This window comes from Streptomyces sp. NPDC050703 (assembly GCF_040654435.1).
GTDB lineage: Bacteria > Actinomycetota > Actinomycetes > Streptomycetales > Streptomycetaceae > Streptomyces.
In genome coordinates this window covers 150,786-170,606 of record NZ_JBFAHX010000005.1, presented here as the reverse complement: position 1 = coordinate 170,606, position 19,821 = coordinate 150,786, and the positions used below count along the sequence as shown (strand labels likewise).

The following is a 19,821-nucleotide window of genomic DNA, read 5'->3' as shown; positions in this document are numbered from 1 at the left end:
CTCAGCGGGAAACGGATTCGAGTCCCGCGGTGGCGGCGAAGTCCGCCGGATCACCGAAATCCGGCCCTTCCTGAATTCCGGCACCGCCCGGGAGAACGCCGGGCGCGAAGGAGTTGCGCACCCACTCGTCGTGGTAAATCGATTCCATATAGCGTTCGCCGAGGTCGGGCGAGATGGTGACGGCCGTCACCTGTTCGTCGCGGTAATTGCGGTGCAGCCAGTCGAGGGCGCCGTGCACGACGGTGCCGGTGGAGCCGCCGAAGAGGAAGCCCTGCCGCATCAGCTCCCGGCAGGTCCGTACGGTGTCCGCCTCGGGGACGAGGACCACGTCGTCGACGAACGACTCGTCGAGCAGGGCGGGCCGCACGCTGGTGCCGAGCCCGGGGATGTGGCGGGTGCCCGCGGGGCCGCCGAAGGTGACGGAACCGACGCTGTCCACGGCGACGATGCGGACGCCGGGCCGCGTCTCGCGGAAGTAGCGGGCGCAGCCCATCAGGGTGCCCGTGGTGCCCGCGCCGACGATCAGCACGTTCAGGTCGGGGAACTGGGCGGCGATGGCGGGGGCGGTGGTGCGGTAGTGGGCCATCCAGTTGCCGGGGCTGCGGTACTGGTTGAGCCAGACCTTCTTCTCGTCGGCCGCGACCAGCGCCTCGACGTGCCGGATGCGGGCGCCGAGGAAGCCCTCCGTCTCGTGCGGCTCCGTGATGACGTGCACCTCGGCGCCGAAGGCCTCCATCGTGCGCCGGGTCACCGCGTTGCACCGGGAGTCCGTCACGCACAGGAAGCGGAAGCCGCGGCTCGCCGCGAGCACGGCGAGGGCGACGCCCATGTTGCCGGACGAGGACTCCACCAGGGTCGTGCCGGGGCCGAGCACACCGGCCGCCTCGGCCTGCGCGACGATCTCGCGCGCGGCCTTCAGCTTGATGGAACCCGCGAAGTTGAAGCCCTCGACCTTCAGAAAGAGACGGCGCCCGGAGAACGGCTGGAGATTGACGAAGAGGTCGCTGACATCGAATTCATGCGACGCGGATATCACTGGCAATGGAGTCTCCTGGCCGACGGCAGCAACGATTTGACCTCGTCGTAGAGACTTCCGGGTCCGGCTGACCATGCACTGACGGACTGCTGACACTGCTCTGACGGCATCCGCGGGCCCGTCGGCACTTGGTCAGTCCGTCGTCAGTTGACGGTCAGCGGGGCCGTCAATTCTGAATCCGACCACCCCTGTCCGCACGTAGAGGAGCGCGGCTTGAAACGGCCAGCCACCATCAGCGACGTCCTTCCGCTGTCGCCCCTCCAGCAGGGTCTGCTGTTCCTCAGCGAGTACGACCGCGAAGGTCTCGACGTCTACACCATCCAGCTGGTGGCGGATCTGGACGGCCTCACTGCGGAGGGCGGGCGCTCCCTGCGGGCCGCGGCCGGCGCGCTCCTGGAACGGCACCCCAACCTCCGGGCGTGCTTCAGGCACCGCAAGTCCGGCGACGCGATCCAGGTGGTCCCCACGCGGGTGGAGCCGCCCTGGCGGGAGGTGGAGGTCCCGGCCGCCGACGACACCGGCGCGGCGTTCGACCGGGTCGCCGAGGAGGACCGCGTACGCCGCTTCGACCTCGCGAAGCCGCCGCTGCACCGCTTCACGCTGGTGCGCGCGGCGGACGGCCGGTGCCGCCTGGTGTGGACGGTGCACCACATCGTCGTCGACGGCTGGTCGATGGCCGCGCTCAGCCGTGAGCTGGTCGAGCTCGCCCGGCCCGGCGCCTCGGCCGCCGCGCTCCCGGCCGCCGCCCCGTACCGCTCCTATCTGTCCTGGCTGGCGGCGCAGGACAGGGACGCCGCCCGCGCCGCCTGGCGCACCGCGCTCGCCGGGGTGACCGAGCCGACCCGCCTCGTACCGCCCGCCCGGCGGGCGGCACCGCCCGGCGCCGCGCTGCCCGAGGCGCTGCCGCTGCGGCTCTCCGCCGCCTCGTCGAAGGCCCTGGCCGCGTTCGCGAGGAACCGGGGCCTGACCGTCAACTCCGTGGTGCAGGGCTGCTGGGCGCTGCTCCTGTCCCGCCTCACCGGCCAGGAGACGGTGGTGTTCGGCGCCGTGACCTCGGGCAGGCCCGCGCAGGTGCCCGACGTCGAGCGCATGGTGGGCCTCTTCGCCAACACCCTGCCCGTCCCGGTCACCGTCGACCCGGCCCGCACCCCCGCCGAACTCTTCGCCGACGTGCAGCGCCGCCAGGGCGGGCTGCTCGATCACGAGCACCTGACCCTCGCGGACGTCCAGCAGCTCACGGACGTGCGGGGCGAGCTCTTCGACACCGCGCTGATGTTCCAGAACTTCCCGGTGGGCAGGGTTCCGCTCGACGCGGGCGCGCACGCGGAGATCCGGTCGGCGACGCACTATCCGCTGACCCTCACCGTCTTCCCCGGCGACGAGACCGGCCTCACCCTCAACCATGTGCCGGCCCGCCTCTCCCGCGCCGACGCCGAACGCCTCGGCGCCCGCTTCGTGCGGCTCCTCGAAGCCGCCGTCGCCCGCCCCGACGAGCCGAGCGGGCGCCTCGACGTCCTCGACGGGGCCGAGCGTTCCCGGGTCCTGAGCGCGCGCGACGGTGCCGAACGGCCGCTGCCCGCGCCCTGGCTGCCGCCGCTGCTCGCCCAGTGGGCCGCCCGTACCCCGGACGCGCCCGCCGTGCGCGACGGCGACCGGAGCCTGACGTACGCGGAGCTGCACGGCAGGGCCGAACGGCTCGCCCTCGACCTGCGGGCCGCAGGAGCCGGGCCCGAGCGGGTGGTCGCCATCGCGCTCGACCGTTCCGTCGACCTCGTCGTCGCGGCGCTCGCCGTGCTGCGCTCCGGCGCCGCCTATCTGCCGCTCGACCCGGACTACCCCGCCGACCGGCTCCGCCACATGCTGGCCGACGCCGCGCCCGTGGTGACGCTGACCAGCGCCTCCGTCGCCGACCGCCTCGGCGCGGACGCCGTGCCCGGCGGGGCCTGGCTGCTCGGCGGCGACGGCGCCTGGCAGCGGGGGGAGGAGCCGGCCGACGCCGCGTCCGGCACGGGCCCCCCGCGAGTCCACCCGGGCCACCCCGCGTACGTCATCTACACCTCGGGCTCCACCGGGCGCCCCAAGGGCGTCGTCGTGCCGCACGGCGCGCTCACCAACCTCGTCTGCGACATGCTGCGGCGCTTCGGCGTCGGCCCCGACGACCGCTTCCTCGCGGTGACGACGTTCGGCTTCGACATCGCCAACCTGGAGCTCTTCGTCCCCCTCGCCGCCGGCGCCGAGCTGATCGTCGCGCCGCGCGAGACCGTGCGCGACCCGAAGGCGCTCGCCGCCGCCATCGCCGCGACCGGCGCCACGCTGATGCAGGCCACCCCAGGGCTCTGGCAAGCGCTCGTCGCCGAGGCCCCGTCCAGCGTGGCCGGGCTCACCGCGCTCGTCGGCGGCGAGGCCCTGCCCGAGGCGCTCGCCGAGTCGCTGGCCGAGCGCTGCGCCTCGGTGACGAACCTGTACGGCCCGACCGAGACCACCATCTGGTCGACCTCGGCGGCGGTGCGCCCCGGCGAGCCGCCGACGATCGGCCGCCCCATCGACAACACCCGGGTGTACGTGCTCGACGCCGCCCTGCGGCCGGTGCCCGACGGCGCCTTCGGCGAGCTGTACATCGCGGGCGGCGGCGTGGCCCGCGGCTACCTCGGCCGCCCCGCCCTGACCGCGGGACGCTTCGTCACCGACCCGTACGGGCCGCCCGGCACCCGCATGTACCGCACGGGCGACATCGCCCGCTGGGACCCGGCCACCGGCTCCCTGGAGTACGCGGGCCGCACCGACCACCAGGTGAAGATCCGCGGCTACCGCATCGAACTCGGCGAGATCGAGTCCGTGCTCGCCGCCCAGCCGGGCGTGGACCAGGCCGTGGTCACCGCCCGCACCGGCCCGCGGGGCGACGCCCTGCTGGCCGCCTATGTCGTACCGGCAGGGGCCGACCGCGACCGGCTGCGGGAGCGCGCGTCAGCGGTGTTGCCCGAACACATGGTCCCTGCCGTGTACGTCCCTCTGGACGAACTGCCGCTCACCCCGAACGGCAAGATCGACCGCAAGGCGCTGCCCGAACCGCCCCGTGAGCGCACCGGGCCGGGGCGGGCGCCCGCCGGCGCGCACGAGGAGCTGCTCTGCGCCGTCTTCGCGGAGGTGCTCGGCGTCGACCGGGTCGCCCCCGACGAGGACTTCTTCGCGCTCGGCGGCCACTCGCTCTCGGCGACGCGGGTGACGAACCGGCTCCGCGCCGAACTGGGCGACGACGTCCCCGTCCGGGCGCTCTTCGAGCACCGCACCGCCGCGGCCCTCGCGGCCTCGCTCACCGCCGGGGGCGACGGGCAGCGCACCCCGGACCGCCCGCCCCTGCTCCCCTCCGCCGAGGGCGGCCCCGCGCCCCTCTCCCCCGCCCAGCGCAGGCTCTGGTTCCTGTCCCGCATGGAGGAGCAGGGCATCGAGGAGACGGCGGGCTCCGGCGCGGGCACGTACAACATCCCCCTGGCGCTGCGCCTGAGCGGGCCGCTGGACGCCGCCGCGCTCGCCGCGGCCCTGGCGGACGTCGTGGCCCGCCACGCCGGCCTGCGCACCGTCTTCGCCGAGGCGGACGGCCTGCCCTCGCAGCTCGTCCTGACGCCCGCGGAGGCCGCGGAGGCCGGGGCGCGCCTGGAGTACGTGCCGCTGACCGAGGCGGAGCTGCCCGGCGCGCTCGCCGCCGAGGCGGGCACGGTGTTCGACCTGGCGGCCGAGGTGCCGCTGCGGGCACGGCTGTTCGCGCTCGGCGCCGACACCCACGTCCTCACCCTGACCCTCCACCACATCGCCGCCGACTGGTGGTCCCTGGACCCGCTGGCCCGCGACCTCTCCGCCGCCTACACGGCCAGGACGGCGGGCCGGGCGCCCGAATGGCGGCCGCTGCCCGTGCGGTACACCGACTACGCGCGCTGGCAGCGCGAGCTGCTCGGCGACAAGGACGACCCGGACAGCTTCGCCGCCCGCGAACTGGCGCACTGGCGCCGGGAGTTGGCGGACATACCGGAGGAGCTGGACCTGCCCGCCGACTTCCCGCGCCCGGCCCGCGCCACCCGGCGCGGCTCCGACGTCACCCGCACCGTCCCCGCCGAGGTGCACGGCCGCCTCGCCGAGCTGGCCCGGCGGGACGGCGCCAGCCTCTTCATGACCGTCCAGGCGGGCCTCGCGGCGCTGCTCACCCGGCTCGGCGCCGGGGACGACATCCCGCTCGGCTCCGCGGTCGCGGGCCGCACCGACGAGCAGGTGCGCGACCTCGTCGGCTTCTTCGTGAACACGCTCGTCCTCCGCACCCGCACCGGCGGCGACCCCACCTTCAGGGAACTGCTCGGCCGGGTCCGGGAGACCGACCTGACGGCGTACGCCCACGCCGAACTGCCCTTCGAGCACCTCGTGGAGGAGCTGAACCCGGCCCGTTCCCTGGGCCGCCAGCCGCTGTTCCAGGTGATCCTGGCCTTCCAGGCGGGCGCCGACCCGCTGCCCGGCCTGCCGGGGCTCACAGCGACCGTGGAGAAGGCGCCCACCACGACCGCCAAGTTCGACCTGTCCTTCCAGGTCACCGAGGTCAGGGCCGCGGACGGCGCACCCGGCGGCCTGGAGGTCCTGCTCGAATACAGCGAGGACCTGTTCACCCGCGACACCGCGGCCCGCCTCGCGGGGTCCCTGGTCACGCTGCTCGCCTCCGCGGCGACCGACCCCGACGCCCCGCTGAGCCGCCTCGCCCTGCTGACCGGCGACGAGCGCGCCGCCCTGCTGAGCACCGGCACGGGACCGCGCACCGAAGTGGCACCGCTCACCCTGCCCGCCCTGTTCGAGAGCCACGTCCGCCGGGACCCCGGCCACCCGGCCCTGGTCGACCCGGCCCCCGAGGGCGCCGCCGGCGCGCGCACGCTGACGTACGCCGCACTGGACGCCGAGGCCAACCGGCTCGCCAGGGACCTCGTGGCCCGCGGCGTGGGCCCCGGCTCCGTCGTCGCGCTCGCCCTGCCGCGCTCGCCGCTGACGGCCGTCGCGCTGCTCGGCGTCCTGAAGGCGGGCGCCGCCTATCTGCCGGTCGACCCGGACTACCCCGCCGACCGCGTGGCGTACATGCTCACCGACGCCGAACCTGCCGAGGTCATCACCGCCGAAGCCGTCGCGGGACGGCTGCCCGCCGGGCATCGCGCCCCGCTGGTCCTCGACGCGCCGGACACCCGCGAACGGCTCGGGCACCTCGCCGGCCACGCCCTGTCCGACGCCGAGCGGACCCGCCCGCTCTCCCCGCGGGACGCCGCGTACGTCATCTACACCTCCGGGTCCACGGGCCGCCCCAAGGGCGTCGTCGTGCCGCACGCGGGCGCGGTGAACCTCGCCGCGGGCCAGCGGGAACGGCTCGGCACGGGCCCCGGCACACGGGTCCTGCAGTTCGCCTCGTTCAGCTTCGACGCGACCGTGTGGGAGCTGTGCGCCTCGCTGTACGCGGGCGGCACCCTGGTGTTCGCCACCGCCGAGGCACGGCTCTCCGGCGAGCTGCTGGCCGCGTTCGCCACCGACCAGCGGATCAACCACGCCGTCCTGCCGCCCACCGTGGTCGCCGGCATCCCCGAGACGTGCACGCTCCCCGACGACCTGCTGCTGCTCGTCGGCGGCGAGGCCTGCCCGCCCGCGGTGGCGCGCCGCTGGTCGGCGACGCACACCTTCCACAACGCCTACGGTCCGACGGAGACCTCCGTCTGCGCCACCGTGAGCGACCCCCTCGACGGCGCGGGCAGGCCGCCGATCGGCCGCCCGCTCGACAACTTCCGCACGTACGTGCTCGACGCGGCGCTCGCGCCCGTCCCGCCCGGCGTCACCGGGGAGCTGTACGTGGCGGGCGCGGGGCTCGCGCGCGGCTACCTCGGCCGGCCCGGCATCACCGCCGACCGCTTCGTCGCCGACCCGTTCGGGCCGCCGGGCACCCGCATGTACCGCACGGGCGACCGGGTGCGACTGCGCGGGGACGGCCAGCTCGACTACGTGGGCCGCGCCGACCATCAGGTGAAGCTGCGCGGCTACCGCATCGAGCCCGGCGAGATCGAGGCCGTCCTGACCCGCCACCCGGTGATCGAGCAGGCGGCGGTCCGCGTCACCCGGCACGGTGACGGGCCCGCCCAGCTCACCGCGTACGTGGTGCCGCTCCCCGGCGTGGCCCAGGTGGACGTCCCCGTCCTGCGGGCCCACGTCGCCGCGGCGCTGCCCCAGCACATGGTCCCCGCGGCCCTGGTCACCCTGCCCGCCCTGCCGCTCACCGCCAACGGCAAGCTGGACACCGCGGCGCTGCCCGCGCCCGGCGCAGCCGCCGCCGCGGTCGCCGCGGGCGGGCGGTCCCCCGCGACGGAGGCCGAGGCCGTGATCGCGGAGGTGTTCAGTGAAGTGCTCGGCCACGAGGTGACCGACGCGGACGCCGACTTCTTCGCGAGCGGCGGCGACAGCCTGCGCTCGGTGCGGGTGGTGAGCCGCGCGGCCAAGGCGGGGCTGCGGATCTCCCTGGCGGACGTGTTCACCCACAAGACGGTGGCCGCCCTGGCCGCTGCCGCCACCGCGGCGGATTCCGCTTCCGCCTCCGCTTCCGGCGCGCTCACGCCGGTCCTCGCCATCCGCCCCACCGGGGACGCCGCCCCGCTGTTCTGCGTGCACGGCGGCGTGGGCTTCGGCCTGCCGTACGCGAACCTCGCCCGGCACCTGGACGAGCGCCGCCCGGTCTACGCGCTCCAGTCGGAGGGCATCGCACCGGACGCCGCCTGGGACCGGCCGCGTGACGTGCGCGCCCTCGCCGCCACGTACGTCGCGCGCGTCAGGGAGGTGCAGCCGCACGGCCCGTACCACTTCATCGGCTGGTCGTTCGGCGGTCTCGTGGCGCACGAGATGGCCGTGCAGCTCCAGGAGGCCGGTGAGCGCACGGCGTTCCTGGGCGCCCTGGACAGCTTCCCGGTGGCCGCGGGGGACGTACCGCCGTCCGACGAGGAGATCCTCGCGAACTTCCTGGAGCACGTCGGGGAGTTCGGGGACGCCGAGGCGTTCGGCGAGGACGACCTGCGGCGGCTGATGGGTGTGATGCGGCACCACACCGACATCGCCTGGGAGTTCACGCCCGGCCGCTTCGAGGGCGGGCTCACCCTGTTCGCGGCGACCGGCGACCGCCCGGCCGGCGACCTGCCCGCCCGGTGGGCCCCGCACGTCGGCGGGCCGCTCGACGTACGCGACGTGCCGTGCGGACACGAGCAGATGCTCGGCCCCGCGGCGGCGCGGCTCATCGGCGAGGCGACGGAGGCGGCACTGCGGCGGGCATGACGGAGCGCCGGCGGTCCCGTCGGGGCCGCCGGCGCGGTGGTGTCGCGGGTGCGCCGCTACTGGAGCGACGGGTCCTGGGTGAGGATCGCCTGGTAGAGGTGGGCGAGGCGGCGGCTCGGCTTGAGGCCGAGGTCACGGTCGAGCTGCTTGCGCGTGCGGTGGAAGATGTCGATCGCCTCCGACTGCCTGCCGCAGCGGTACAGCGCGAGCATCAGCTGCTCGCTGAACCGCTCGCGCTCGGGGTACTGGGCGAGGAGCTGCTTGAGCTCCGGGATGACGACCGCCGCGTCGCCGCCCTGGAGCTGCGCGGAGATCAGGTCCTCACGGGCGGTCTTGCGCTGTTCGTCGAGGCGCAGCGCAACGGCGCGGCAGCGCGGCCCGTCGCTCGCGTCGAGGAGCGCCGGCCCCCGCCACATGCCGAGCGCCTCCCGCAGCAGGCCGATGGCCTCCTGGGGCCGGTCGTTGACGAGTCCCGCGCCGCGTTCGGCGGTGCGCAGGAAGCGGTAGGCGTCGAGGGCGTCCTCGGTCTCGTTGAGCACGTAGCCGTTGTCGACGGTCCGGACGAGACCCTGGTCGGAATCGTCGAGGCCGAGTTCCCCCAGCGACTTCCGCATGCGCTTCACGTTCGCCTGGAGCGCGTTCCTGGCGTTCTTGAGCGGGGCCTCTCCCCACATCTCGTCTATCAGCTCGTCGAAGGAGACGACCTGCCCCGGATTGAGCGCGAGCATGGCGACCATGACGCGGATCTTCTTCGCCCGCATGCCGACCGTTTTGTGGCCGTCCCCCACGAGTAGCGGACCCAGAATGGAAATCTGCACTAATCCCCCTGTTGTAACCGGTCAGCGCATCGATAAGCCCCCAACTCACGCCCGTGGGCCGGTCCCCGTTGCGGGGGTGGCCCGCGCGGTCCGGCTACGAAAGAGAAGTGAGGGATTCGGTGCGCACCTCAATTCTCGGGCAGGGCGGCAGAATCCGAAACTGTACCTTGGTACATGAGCTGGTAAACCTGCGCGACGAGGCCGACTTGCAGGCGCGACTCGACTCCCAATTTCGCGAGTATGCTTGCGACATGGGCCTTCACCGTGCGTTCGGTGACGCGTAACCTGCTCGCGATACCCCGGTTGGAAAAGCCCGCGCCGAGCAGCGAGAACACCTGTCTTTCCCGCTCGGACAGCAGGTCCACCCGGTCGAGCTCCGGGCGCCAGCGCGCTGCGGCCGCGGTCACGTCGGCCGGATCGGCCGCTGGTTCAGCCATGAGAACACCCCCGTGCGCCCTAGCACGGACCCCCGGATATCGGCCAATGGGCGCACCGCGAGTGTACAACTTTCGCCACAGGGCACACACGTTTCACACCATGCCCATCATTCCCGATCACGGTGACGAGCGCGGCGGATCGTGAGCTGATGGCACATGAACGCAGTTCAGGGGGGCCCGAGTGGTCTCGGGCCCCCCTGCGGCCGGCCGGTCACCGGCCGTCACGGATCACTTCGTTTCGGCCAACGCCCCCACCCGGGCCGCGGCCGGTACCCGCACCTGCTGCGAGTCGTCCTGGTGGGCGAGGCGCGAGGGCCACCAGGTCTTCCAGCCGAGCAGCGTCACCACCGAGGGCAGCACCACGATGCGGATCAGCGTCGCGTCGAGCAGCACCGCGCAGGCCATGCCCACGCCCATCTGCTTCATCTCGATGAAGTTCAGCGAGGCCAGGAGCGCGAACACCGACACCATCACCACGGCCGCGCTGGTCACCACGCCCGCGGTGCGGGTGATGCCCTGCTCGACGGCCTCGCGGACCCCGAGTCCGCCGCGGGCCGCCTCGCGGATACGGCTGACGACGAAGACGTGGTAGTCCATCGAGAGGCCGAGCAGGATGACGAAGAGCATCAGCGGCAGCCACGCCACCACCCGGCCCGTCGACTCGAAGTCGAGGATGCCCTCGGCCCAGGTCCGCTGGAAGATCAGCGCGAGCAGTCCGAACGAGGCGACCGCGGACAGGACGTTGAGGACCACGGTGATCAGCGCCAGCATCACCGAGCGGAAGGCGATCGCCATGACGAGGAAGGTCAGCGCGAGGGCGATGCCGAGCACCCACGGCATCTTCTCGACCACGTTCGCGCGGTAGTCCACGTCGTAGGCGACGTCGCTGCCGCCGACGGCGAACTCGGCTCCGGGCACCTTGCCGACCGTCTCGGGGGCGATGTCCGTGCGCAGCCTGGCGAGGGACTTCTGCGCGTCGGGCGAGCTGCTGTTGAAGCGGGTGCCGATGGCGACGGTGGCGATGGTGCCGTCCTCGGAGATCCGCACCTCCGGTTCGGGCGTCCTGGTGAACAGGCTGTCCTTGCCCGCCCTCTCGACGAGCTCGGCCATGACCGCGGCGAGCCGGTCGCGCCGGTCCTCGGGGACCTTGACGGCGACGGTGTGCGTGTCGGCCTGGCTCGGGAAGGACTGCACGAGCCGGTCGTTGGCCTGCATCGCGGGGATGGAGCGCGGCAGGTCGTCGATGCCGGTGGCCTTCAGCTTCAGGTCGAGGGCGGGCAGCGCGAGGGCGAGCAGGGCGCCGACGGAGACGACCAGCGAGATCACCGGGTGGCGCAGCGACGGCTTCAGCATGGCCGACCACAGGCGCGGCTTGCCGCTGCGCGCGGTCAGCCGCCAGACGAGGGGCACGCGCGGCTTGTCGAGGAAGCGCCCGAACTTGGAGAGCAGCGCGGGCAGGGCGGTCAGCGAGGCGACGATCGCGATGGCCACGACGAGGACGGCTCCGGTGGCCATCGACTCGAAGGCGACGTGGCCCGCGAGGTAGAGGGCGCCCATGGACACCATCACGACCAGGCCCGACACCATCACGGCGTGTCCGGAGGTGGCGGCGGCGATCTCGATGGCGTCGACGTTGTTCGAGCCGAGCGCCCGCTCCTCGCGCTGCCGCTTCAGGTAGAAGAGGGAGTAGTCGACGCCGATGGCCATGCCCATCAGGACGATGATGTGGGTCACCGGGCCGGGGTCCGGCACGAGCTGGGAGGCGACGCCCCACAGGCCGAGCCCCGCGAGCACCGCGGAGAGGCCGAGCAGCACGGGCACGCCCGCCGCCACGATGGCGCCGAAGACGAAGACCATCACCAGGAGGGTGACCGGCAGGCTGAGCACGGTGGCCTTGCCGAGGTCCTCGTTGAGCATCTCGTTCAGACCGGCCTTGATGGAGCCGGCGCCGACCAGCTCGACGCGGACGTCGTCGTGCTCCTTCTGGGCGGCGGCGACGCCGTCGATCAGCGGCTGCACCCGGGTGTCCGCCGTCTCGGGGTCGCCCTTGAGCACCACGGGGACCACGAGCGCGGAGCCGTTCGGCGCGGGCACCGGGTCACCGATCGAGGCGATGCCCTTGACGTCCCGCAGCTCGGCGACCGCGGCGTCGGCGGCGCGGCCCGCCGCCTCGCGGTCGAACTTCCTGCCCTCGTAGGGGGTGACGAGGATGTTCTCCACGGCCCGGTCCTCCAGACCGCCGCTCTTGGCGATCTCGGCGGCCCGTCCCGACTGCCCGATGGCGAGGTCCGCGTTGGTGGCGCGCTGCGTTCCCGTCGCACTGCCGGCCGCCAGAGCGCCGATCACGAATACCACCCACAGTGTGATCGCCCACCACGGATGTGTGGCGCTCCACCGCGCCATCCGCGTGATCAGGTTCTTGCTGCCCACGATTACCTTTCCCCTCCGGTGCTGTACTGCCGCGCACTTCCGATGTGCCCAAAACTAGTGATGGGCCGCTGATCACACACGGGTACAACTACCCCGAGGTGAGGGGGAGTTTCTTCTACTTGACATCCGTGCACAACCGCCATGACGAATTGGTGCCAGTTCTTTATGGAATTCCGCAGGCACTACTGATCCGTCGTCGCCGTGACGTGCCAGCCGCGCAATCGCGTACGGAAGGGGCCCGCACCGTCGAGTGCGACCGCCGCGGTGTATCCGGCGTCGGGCAGTACGAGATCGGAGAGCGTCCAGGGGCCGCGGAGACCGGAATCCGGACCGTGCACGGTCACCGGTTCCGCGTGCTCCTCCGCTTCCCGTCCCCCGCCGTGCCCCACGGGCACGGCGAAACCCTGGGTGAGCCGGCCGCCCGCCGCCTTCACGCACGCTTCCTTGCGCGTCCAGAGCCGGGTGAAGACGCGGCCCGCCGCACCGCCCGTGACGAGGTCGCGCTCGGCGGCGGGGAAGAACCGCCGCGCGAGCCGCAGCGCGTCGCCGTCCGGCCTGAGCGTCTCCACGTCGACGCCGACGGCACGCCCCGACGCGGTCACCGCGAGCAGCGCGAGGTCCCCCGAGTGCGTCAGGCTGTGGCGCAGCCCGGGGGCGCCGGCGACCTCCGGCTTGCCCCAGGGCCCGCGCGAGAAACGCAGCGCGCCCGGCGCCGTGCCCAGCCTGCGGCCGAGTACGTGCCGGGTCGCTCCGTGCGCGATCACGAACCGCCTCCGCAGCTCCTCGCGGGAGGCGAGCGCGGCCCGCGAGCGCTCCTCCGCGTCCAGTACGCCGAGGAGGTCCGCCAGGTCCGCGGGGGCGTCGTCCCGGCCCAGCGGGATGCGCCAGACCTCGACGACGTCCGGGGCCCCGGGGGCCGCCGCGGCGCCGCCGGCGGTCAGGGTCTTCCCACCTTTCCGGAGTGCAGTCCCTGGAAGAGGTTCAGCTTCTGCACGGTGCCCGAGCCCTCCATGAACTCCACGCCCCTTGCGTCCCGCGCCAGCTTGTCGAGCAGCGGGTGTTCGAGGCGCGCGGCGGGCCCGAAGAAGGCCAGCGCCTCCAGCGTGGCGTCCTCGGCGAGTGCGGCGGCGCGCGCCTTGGCCGCCGACGCGAGATGGCCCGCGGCCGGCTTGGCGTCCACGGCCATGGCGGCGCGGTAGGTCAGGGTCCGTGCGGCGTCGATGCGCTGGCCGAGGGCGTCGAAGCGTTCCCGCTCGGCACCGCGCAGCGTGCCCCGCTCCTCGCCGACGTACTCGTGGGCGGCGCGGGCGATGCCGAGGGCGATGGCGGCGACGCTGGGGCGCAGCCGGTTGAAGACCTGCACGATGCTCCACATGCCGCGCCGCGTGGGCGACAGGTGGGCGCCGAGCACCCGGTCCGCGGGCACCCGCACGCCGTCGAGGGTGAGCGCGGAGAACCGCGCGCCGCGCAGGCCGAGCATCGGCAGCGGCTCGGCCCGGAAGCCCGGGTCCGCGGTGTCGACGAGGACGGCGGTCACCCCGAGCCGTTCGGTGCCCGCGACGCGGGCGAAGACGGCGCCGATCCCGGCGCGGGTGGCGTTGCCCACGTACCGCTTGGTGCCGTCCAGGAGGTAGGAGCCGTCCTCCTGCGGGGTGAGCGTGGCGCCCATCTCGCCGATGGCGGAGCCGCGCTCGGGCTCGGTCAGGGCGAAGCAGGTCCAGGTGGGCCGCTCGGCGAGCCGCCCGTAGAACCAGGCGCGCTGCTCCTCGCTGCCGAGCACGTCGAGCAGCACGCCGCTCATGGACGGTCCCGGCGAGGCGAGCATGGTGCCCGCGTCGCCGCGTGCCAGCTCCTCGGCGACGACGACCCGCTCCAGGGTCTCGTGTCCGGGCGCCGCGGGCCTGCCGCCGCCGAGCTCCGCGAGGAACCGCACGGCGGGCAGACCGAGCCGGTCGCGGACGGCCTCGGGGTCCCGGTCGATGTCGAGCGCGCCCGCACGCAGCTCACCTGACCAGTCCGCCACCTGCTCGCGCAGCGCGGCCAGCGGTTCGGGCAGTGCGATCACGGGGTCTCCTCCCGGGCGCCCTCGGTGGTGGCGTAGACGTCGGCGAGCAGCTCCGAGACGTAGGCGTCCCTGCCGGGCCCGTCGCCCGTGAAGCCGTGCGCGCCGAGCAGGCGCAGGATCGTCCGGTCGGTGCGGGTGATCTGTTCCTGGAGGCGCCGGACCGCGTCGCCGCCGGGGCCCTCGCCGAGGGCGCCCTCGATCTCCAGGTGCTCGATGAGGACCTCGGCGAGCGTGCCCTTGACCATCTGCTTCATCAGCAGGGCCGTGCCCTCGGACTCCCGGCCCGCGAGATACGCCACGCAGGCGTCCCGCAGCGCCTCGGAGGCGCCGAGCCGCAGCCAGGCGAGGCCGGTCCGCCACTCCTCGGGCACCGGCGGCTCCGCCGCCCCGTCGGCCGGCGGGGCGAGCACCGCCAGGCCCGTCTCCCCGCCGAGCAGGGGCGCGGGCACGTGCGGCGCGGTCTCGACGCGCTCCGCCGCCCGCTCCTCAAGGAGGGCCCGCGGCACCACGGCGTGGCCGCCGAGGCCCCTCGGCAGGGCGCCCGGGGACAGTGCCCTGCCGAGCAGGGTCAGCGCGGGGACGAGCCCGTCCTCGCGGGCTCTCTCCCTGCACTCCTGCCACTCAGTGCGTGCCGGCATCGGCTCTCCACTCCCCCACGTCGACGGTGCAGTACGCGGCCTGGCCCCGGCTGTCGTCGCGGTCGGCGAGCACGGCACGGCCGCTCGCGGGCGCCCCGCCCAGGAGGGCCGCCCACACCCCGGTGCACGGCAGCCCCGGCAGCGGCCCGACCACCTCCCCTTCGGGCGGCGCGGTCCGGTCGGCGGGGCCGAGGCCGAAGCCGCCGAGCGGCGCCTCCCGGCCGCCGTCCCAGGCGAACAGGAGCGCCACCGCCGAGTCCTCGGTGACCGCGCCGCGGCCGGACGTCGGCATCTCGTACGGCTGCGAGCTCTGGTCGACGACCACGAGCAGTACGCGGCGCAGGCCGCCCCGGCGCGCGTACTCGATGCCCACGCGCAGCGCGGTGAACGGTGCGAGCACGCCCTGGTCGGAGACGGCGAACGCCAGCGGCTCGCCCGGCAGGTGGTGCTTGAGGTAGGCGGCGACCAGTTCGCCGTGCTCGAAGTCGGGCGTCGCGTAGGCGACCACGACGACCTCGGGCGCCTCGTCGGCGGTGAGCGGGCCGAGGCCGCGCAGCGCCGCGTCCGCCAGCTCCACCGACGTACGGCGGCCCGACGCGGCGAACAGATCGCGCCGGAACTCCACGCCGTAGGGGTCCGCGGCCTCCTTCAGGAAGTCCTCGTGCACCTCCGCCGGGTCGTACGCCCTGCCGGGGCCCGAGGCGGTGCGCCACGCCGCCCGCACGAGGCGGGGCACGGCCGTGGCGGGGTCCGGCGCGTGGCCCGCGCCCCTGCGCCGCACCGGCGCCGTCGTGCGGAACATGCCTACGCGCCCGCTTCCGCCGACACGAAGGCGGCCAGCGAACCGACCGTCTCGAAGTGGGTCATCTCCAGCTCCTCCGCGTCGAACTGCACGCCGAGGATCTCCTCGATGGTGATGAGCAGTTCGAGCGCGCTGGAGGAGTCAAGGCCCAGCTCGTCGAAGAGGCGCACGCTCTCCGCGGCGTCGGACAGGTCCTTGTTCAGGACCTCTCCGAGGGCGCTGCGCACGGCGTCGACGTGCTGGGCGTCGGGCGCGGCGACTGCGGTGTTCTCGGTCATGTCGTTCTCCTTGGTATGAGGTACGGGCAGAGGGGTCAGGCGGGGGCGGAGGCCGCGTCGTGCGTGAAGAGGCGCTGGCGGCCGAGCATCACCTCGACGTCGTCGCGCTCGCGGATCAGGTGCGCGCGCCCGCCGTCGACCAGCACCTCGGCGGGATAGCCGTGGCTGAGGAAGTGCACGGGCGACGCGGTGGGCCCGTACGCGCCGGAGCGCAGGACGCCGACCAGCTCGCCGGGGCGCAGGTCGGGCAGCGGGGCCTTCTTGCCGACGACGTCGTTCGGCGTGCAGAGCGGGCCCGTCACGTTCCACGGTCCGTCGGCGGGCTCGTCGAGCCGCTCCAGGGCGACGATGGGGAAGTTGCGCTTCACGTACGAGCCGATGCCGACGGCGGCCATGTGGTGGTTGGTCCCGCCGTCGGTGACGGCGAACTTCTCGCCCATGGACGTCTTCGTATAGCGCACGCGCGTCACGTAGGTGCCGGACGCCGCCGTCAGGAAGCGCCCCAGCTCCATGATCATGCGGGTCTCGGGGTGCCGGGCGGCGAACTCCTGGACAAGCGGGTTGACCAGGCGGGCCAGCTCGGCGACGTCGAGGTCCTTCTCGTTGTCGAAGTAGGCGATGCCGAGGCCGCCGCCGATGTCGACCATCTCCAGGCCGAACCCCAGCGTGGTGCCGACCCGTTCGGCGAGTTCCAGGATGCGCCGGGTGTTCTCCGCGACGGTCTCCTCGCCGAGGATGCGGGTGCCCAGGTACACCTGTACGCCCATGAGGCGCACGCCGGGGAAGCGCGCCGCGAGGCCGCGCTCCTTCAGGAGCTGCTCCTCGTCCATGCCGAACTGGCGCGGCTTGCCGCCCATGGTCAGGCCCGAGCCCTTGACGGAGAAGCTGGGGTTGACGCGCAGCGCGACCGGCGCGGTGACGCCGCGCTCGCGCGCGACCTCGTCGATCAGCTCCAGCTCGCCGACGGACTCGCAGACGATGGCGTAGATGCCCTCGCCGACGCAGGCCTCGATCTCCGCGCGGCTCTTGCCGGGCCCGAGGAAGATGATGTCCCGCGGCGCGACGCCCGCGCGCCGGGCGGTGACCAGCTCGGTGAGGGAGGACACCTCGGCGCGCGCCCCGCAGGTGTGCAGGAGCGAGCAGATGGAGACGTTGGGGTTGGCCTTGAGGGAGTAGAAGACCTCCAGGCGGTCGTGCAGCTCCGCGCGCAGGTTCGCGAACCGCCCGCGGATCTCCTCCCCGTCGTACAGGTACATCGGGGTTCCGAACTCCGCGGCGAGGTCGGTGATCCCGATCCCCTGCACCTCGAATGCGACGCTCACACCGAGCTCCGTTCTGTCAGGGCCGCCAGGCGGCGAGTGATGTCGGCGTCGAGCGCGTCGACGCGTTCGGCCGAGCTCTCCACGAGCACGCCGTACAGGCGCCCTTCGAAGCCCTCCGCCGGGGCGCCGCCCCCGGGCGCGGACGCCTGGTCCGCCGCCGCGTTGACGGTCGCGTAGTTGTTCACGAACAGGCCGGTGGGCCGCCCGTCGGTCAGGAGCAGCCCGTCGAGCACGGTCCGCATCGCGTCGAAGGGGAACCGGCGGTCGAGCCGCACGGTGTAGTGCCGGGCGACGGCCACGTCCGCCGGGCCGACCAGGGCGGTGGGCCCGTCGTGCACCACGGACTGGTACGTGGACATGTTGTTGCGGGCGTTGATCTCGATGACGGGGTAGAGGCTCTCGTCGGGCGCGACCATGGCGTCCACGCCGACGACGCCGAAGTAGCCGTCCGCGGCGAGGCGTCCGCCGATCGCCGCGGCGGCCTCGGTCAGCTCCCCGATCTGCGCCTCGGAGAGCCGGGCGGGAATCCGGTGCCCCTTGTGGACGCCGTTCTCCGTCAGGAGTTCCTTGACGAAGTCGAAGTGGACGGAGCCGTCGCGGCCCACGGTGAACTGGTAGTTGAGATCGCACCGCTTGGCGACCCACTCCTCGATGACCAGCGACGTCCGCACGCCGGCGCCGTCGCCAAGACCCGCGCCCTCTCCCTCGCCCCCGGCCTGCTTCCTCGCCTGGGTGACGGCCATCCGGTGCAGCCGCGCGAGCCGCTTCTCGCTGTCGAGTACGACGATGCCCTTGCCGGACACCCCGAAGGCGTCCTTGACCACGACCTTGCGCCCGGCCGCGAGCAGTTCACCGGCCGCCGCCACGGCCGCCGCAAGCTCCTCCAGGGTGTCGCAGGCCCAGCCGCGCGCCTGCCGCAGCCCCAGCTCGTCGGCGGCACGGCGGCTGTAGATCTTGGAGTTGACCCGCTTGCACAGGGCGGCGGACGGCCCCGCGACGGCGAGCCCGGTGGCCGCCGAGAGCCGCTCCTCGACCTCGGAGATGCCGTGCGCGGAGAGCCGCGCGCCCTCGGCGGCGAGCCCGGCCAGGGACGCGATCAGCGCGGGGTCGGCGAGGGCGTCCTCGGTGACCGTGCGGCGCGGATCGGCGTCCGCGACGACGTGCACGGTCGGCAGGGCCATGCCGAGGCCCTCCAGATAGCGGCGGTACCCCTCGTCGGGCGCGGCCTTGAGGACCACGTGGTCGTCCTTGCCGCCGAGCAGCAGCGCGAACTCGTCCATGCTGTTCACCACGGCACTGCCCGCGTGCGAGGCGACGCGGGGCAGGGCGGGCTCGCCCTGCGCCCACTGGTTCTCGACCTCGAAGTTGCCGAGGAACACCAGCGGGGTGCCGGCGTCGCCGGTGACGGCGCGCTTGAGTCGGCCGGTGAAGCCGGGCCCTGGGGGCGGTGTGGTCATGGTGGGGACCTCGTCAGTCGTCTCGGTACGCGGTAGGCGGTACGCGGTAGGCAGCGCTCGGTGCTCGGGATGTGGGGTGCGGGATGTGGGGTGCGGGAGGCGGGGATACGGGTGGGGCGGGGATACGGGTGGGGCGGGGGCACGGGTGGAGCGGGGACACGGGTGGGGCGGGGCGCTCGGTGGCCGGCGGCCCGGCGCCGCCTCAGTGCTCGAAGACCATGGCCGAGAAGGTCGCCCCGAGCCCCACGCTCGTCATCACATAGCGGTCGCCGGGACGCAGCCGCCCCAGCTCCTGGGCGTGCTGGAGGTTGAGGAACGGGTCGGCGCAGAAGCAGTGCCCCGCCGCCCCCACGAGGTCGAGGAAGACCTTCTCCATGGGGATGCCGAGCTGTTTGCACACGCCCATCCAGGAGAGCCGGTTCACGTTGTGCGGAAGCACGAGCGCCAGCTCGTCGAGGCCGCACCCCGCCTCCTCCAGGGCCGTGACGACGACCTCGCAGAGCCCCGGCAGGTACTGCGCCTGGAAGTCCTTGGCCGCGTCGCCGCCCAGGATGAAGTCGGAGTGGAACCGCGCGTGCGTACGGGCCGCGTACCCCAGCATCCGGTTGGGCCCCGCGTCCTCCCCGCTCACCAGCATGGCGACCGCGCCCTCACCCATGACCGTCACGTCCGGGATGGACTGCGTGCGGTACGTGCAGGCCTTCTCGCCGGCGAGGACGAGGGCCAGCGCGTCCGGGTCGCCGTCGGCGGCGAGCAGCATCCCCGCCATGTCGACGGCGAGCAGCCCCGAGGCGCAGGCGTGGTGGGAGACGACGAAGCCCGCCGCGTGCCCGAGGCCCAGCTCCTCGCGCAGGGGCCCGACCGACGTCAGCGGGTACGGCAGCGGCGAGGGCATGGTGCGCGCCTGCAGCACGTACTTCACCCGCTGCTCCTGGCCGCGCAGTTCCGTCAGTTTGGCGGCGGCCCTGAGCAGCAGGTCGGTCTCGGTGCCGCCCTCGTCCCTGCACACGTCCGCGAGGCCGTAGAACCGCTGGTACCGCCGGAGCTGCACATCGCTCAGCCCGACCTGCTCCTGGAGCGAGGCGAGCGGCACGGTGTCGGGGAGGTAGCTGGAGACTGCCGCGATCGACGTCATCAGAGCCTTCCGGTCGTCCTGGCAGAGCCGATGGGTCGTGGTTCGGTGGGCACGGACGTGCCGCGCACGGCCGGTGGGAC

General features: G+C 73.7%; 13 protein-coding genes. 1 reads left to right on the top strand and 12 read right to left on the bottom strand.

Annotated features, from left to right (window positions below):
• Nucleotide 1 precedes the first annotated feature (1 nt).
• Nucleotides 2-1,042, bottom strand: a complete 1,041-nt coding sequence (gene sbnA, locus AB0I16_RS06995) for a 2,3-diaminopropionate biosynthesis protein SbnA (RefSeq protein WP_363248262.1) — start codon at nt 1,040-1,042, stop codon at nt 2-4.
• 207 nt (nt 1,043-1,249) lie between these two features.
• On the opposite strand from sbnA, the gene AB0I16_RS06990 reads away from it, so the two are divergent.
• Nucleotides 1,250-8,359 (top strand): amino acid adenylation domain-containing protein, encoded by a 7,110-nt coding sequence (locus AB0I16_RS06990; RefSeq protein WP_363248261.1) that lies wholly within the window; start codon nt 1,250-1,252, stop codon nt 8,357-8,359.
• 56 nt (nt 8,360-8,415) lie between these two features.
• Here AB0I16_RS06990 and AB0I16_RS06985 read toward each other — a convergent pair whose 3' ends face one another.
• The 11 genes from AB0I16_RS06985 to AB0I16_RS06935 form a co-directional block, all read right to left on the bottom strand.
• On the bottom strand, nt 8,416-9,120 hold the full coding sequence (locus AB0I16_RS06985) for an AfsR/SARP family transcriptional regulator (RefSeq protein ID WP_363248260.1): 705 nt from the start codon (nt 9,118-9,120) through the stop codon (nt 8,416-8,418).
• Nucleotides 9,121-9,305: 185 nt separating this feature from the next.
• The gene (locus tag AB0I16_RS06980; RefSeq protein WP_363248259.1) at nt 9,306-9,614 is read right to left on the bottom strand and encodes a helix-turn-helix transcriptional regulator; all 309 of its coding nucleotides are present in this window, start codon (nt 9,612-9,614) and stop codon (nt 9,306-9,308) included.
• A 228-nt stretch (nt 9,615-9,842) separates the two neighbouring features.
• The gene (locus tag AB0I16_RS06975; protein WP_363248258.1) at nt 9,843-12,044 is read right to left on the bottom strand and encodes an MMPL family transporter; all 2,202 of its coding nucleotides are present in this window, start codon (nt 12,042-12,044) and stop codon (nt 9,843-9,845) included.
• A 182-nt stretch (nt 12,045-12,226) separates the two neighbouring features.
• A complete protein-coding gene (locus tag AB0I16_RS06970; RefSeq protein WP_363248257.1) occupies nt 12,227-12,808 on the bottom strand; it encodes a 4'-phosphopantetheinyl transferase superfamily protein in 582 nt (193 codons plus the stop codon).
• A gap of 173 nt (nt 12,809-12,981) precedes the next feature.
• On the bottom strand, nt 12,982-14,109 hold the full coding sequence (locus AB0I16_RS06965; RefSeq protein ID WP_363248256.1) for an acyl-CoA dehydrogenase family protein: 1,128 nt from the start codon (nt 14,107-14,109) through the stop codon (nt 12,982-12,984).
• Nucleotides 14,106-14,747, bottom strand: a complete 642-nt coding sequence (locus AB0I16_RS06960; protein WP_363248255.1) for a hypothetical protein — start codon at nt 14,745-14,747, stop codon at nt 14,106-14,108. Before AB0I16_RS06960 ends, AB0I16_RS06965 begins: the two co-directional genes overlap by 4 nt.
• Complete coding sequence (locus tag AB0I16_RS06955; RefSeq protein WP_363248254.1) at nt 14,731-15,549, bottom strand: hypothetical protein; 819 nt, start codon at nt 15,547-15,549, stop codon at nt 14,731-14,733. The genes AB0I16_RS06960 and AB0I16_RS06955 overlap by 17 nt, the downstream gene beginning before the upstream one ends.
• 2 nt (nt 15,550-15,551) lie before the next feature.
• A complete protein-coding gene (locus AB0I16_RS06950) occupies nt 15,552-15,827 on the bottom strand; it encodes a phosphopantetheine-binding protein (protein WP_363248253.1) in 276 nt (91 codons plus the stop codon).
• Nucleotides 15,828-15,862: 35 nt separating this feature from the next.
• On the bottom strand, nt 15,863-17,149 hold the full coding sequence (locus AB0I16_RS06945) for a type III PLP-dependent enzyme (RefSeq protein ID WP_363248251.1): 1,287 nt from the start codon (nt 17,147-17,149) through the stop codon (nt 15,863-15,865).
• On the bottom strand, nt 17,146-18,606 hold the full coding sequence (locus AB0I16_RS06940) for a hypothetical protein (protein WP_363248250.1): 1,461 nt from the start codon (nt 18,604-18,606) through the stop codon (nt 17,146-17,148). Before AB0I16_RS06940 ends, AB0I16_RS06945 begins: the two co-directional genes overlap by 4 nt.
• 202 nt (nt 18,607-18,808) lie before the next feature.
• Entirely contained in the window at nt 18,809-19,741 is a 933-nt protein-coding gene (locus tag AB0I16_RS06935) for a 3-oxoacyl-[acyl-carrier-protein] synthase III C-terminal domain-containing protein (protein WP_363248249.1), read from the bottom strand.
• Nucleotides 19,742-19,821 lie beyond the last annotated feature (80 nt).

Bases quoted from the DNA above. Each gene is read 5' to 3' on its own strand.
- AB0I16_RS06985 (WP_363248260.1), bottom strand. From the start codon at position 9,120: ATGCGGGCGAAGAAGATCCGCGTCATGGTCGCCATGCTCGCGCTCAAT.
- AB0I16_RS06980 (WP_363248259.1), bottom strand. From the start codon at position 9,614: ATGGCTGAACCAGCGGCCGATCCGGCCGACGTGACCGCGGCCGCAGCG.
- AB0I16_RS06960 (WP_363248255.1), bottom strand. From the start codon at position 14,747: ATGCCGGCACGCACTGAGTGGCAGGAGTGCAGGGAGAGAGCCCGCGAG.
- AB0I16_RS06955 (WP_363248254.1), bottom strand. From the start codon at position 15,549: ATGTTCCGCACGACGGCGCCGGTGCGGCGCAGGGGCGCGGGCCACGCG.
- AB0I16_RS06950 (WP_363248253.1), bottom strand. From the start codon at position 15,827: ATGACCGAGAACACCGCAGTCGCCGCGCCCGACGCCCAGCACGTCGAC.
- AB0I16_RS06940 (WP_363248250.1), bottom strand. From the start codon at position 18,606: ATGACCACACCGCCCCCAGGGCCCGGCTTCACCGGCCGACTCAAGCGC.
- AB0I16_RS06935 (WP_363248249.1), bottom strand. From the start codon at position 19,741: ATGACGTCGATCGCGGCAGTCTCCAGCTACCTCCCCGACACCGTGCCG.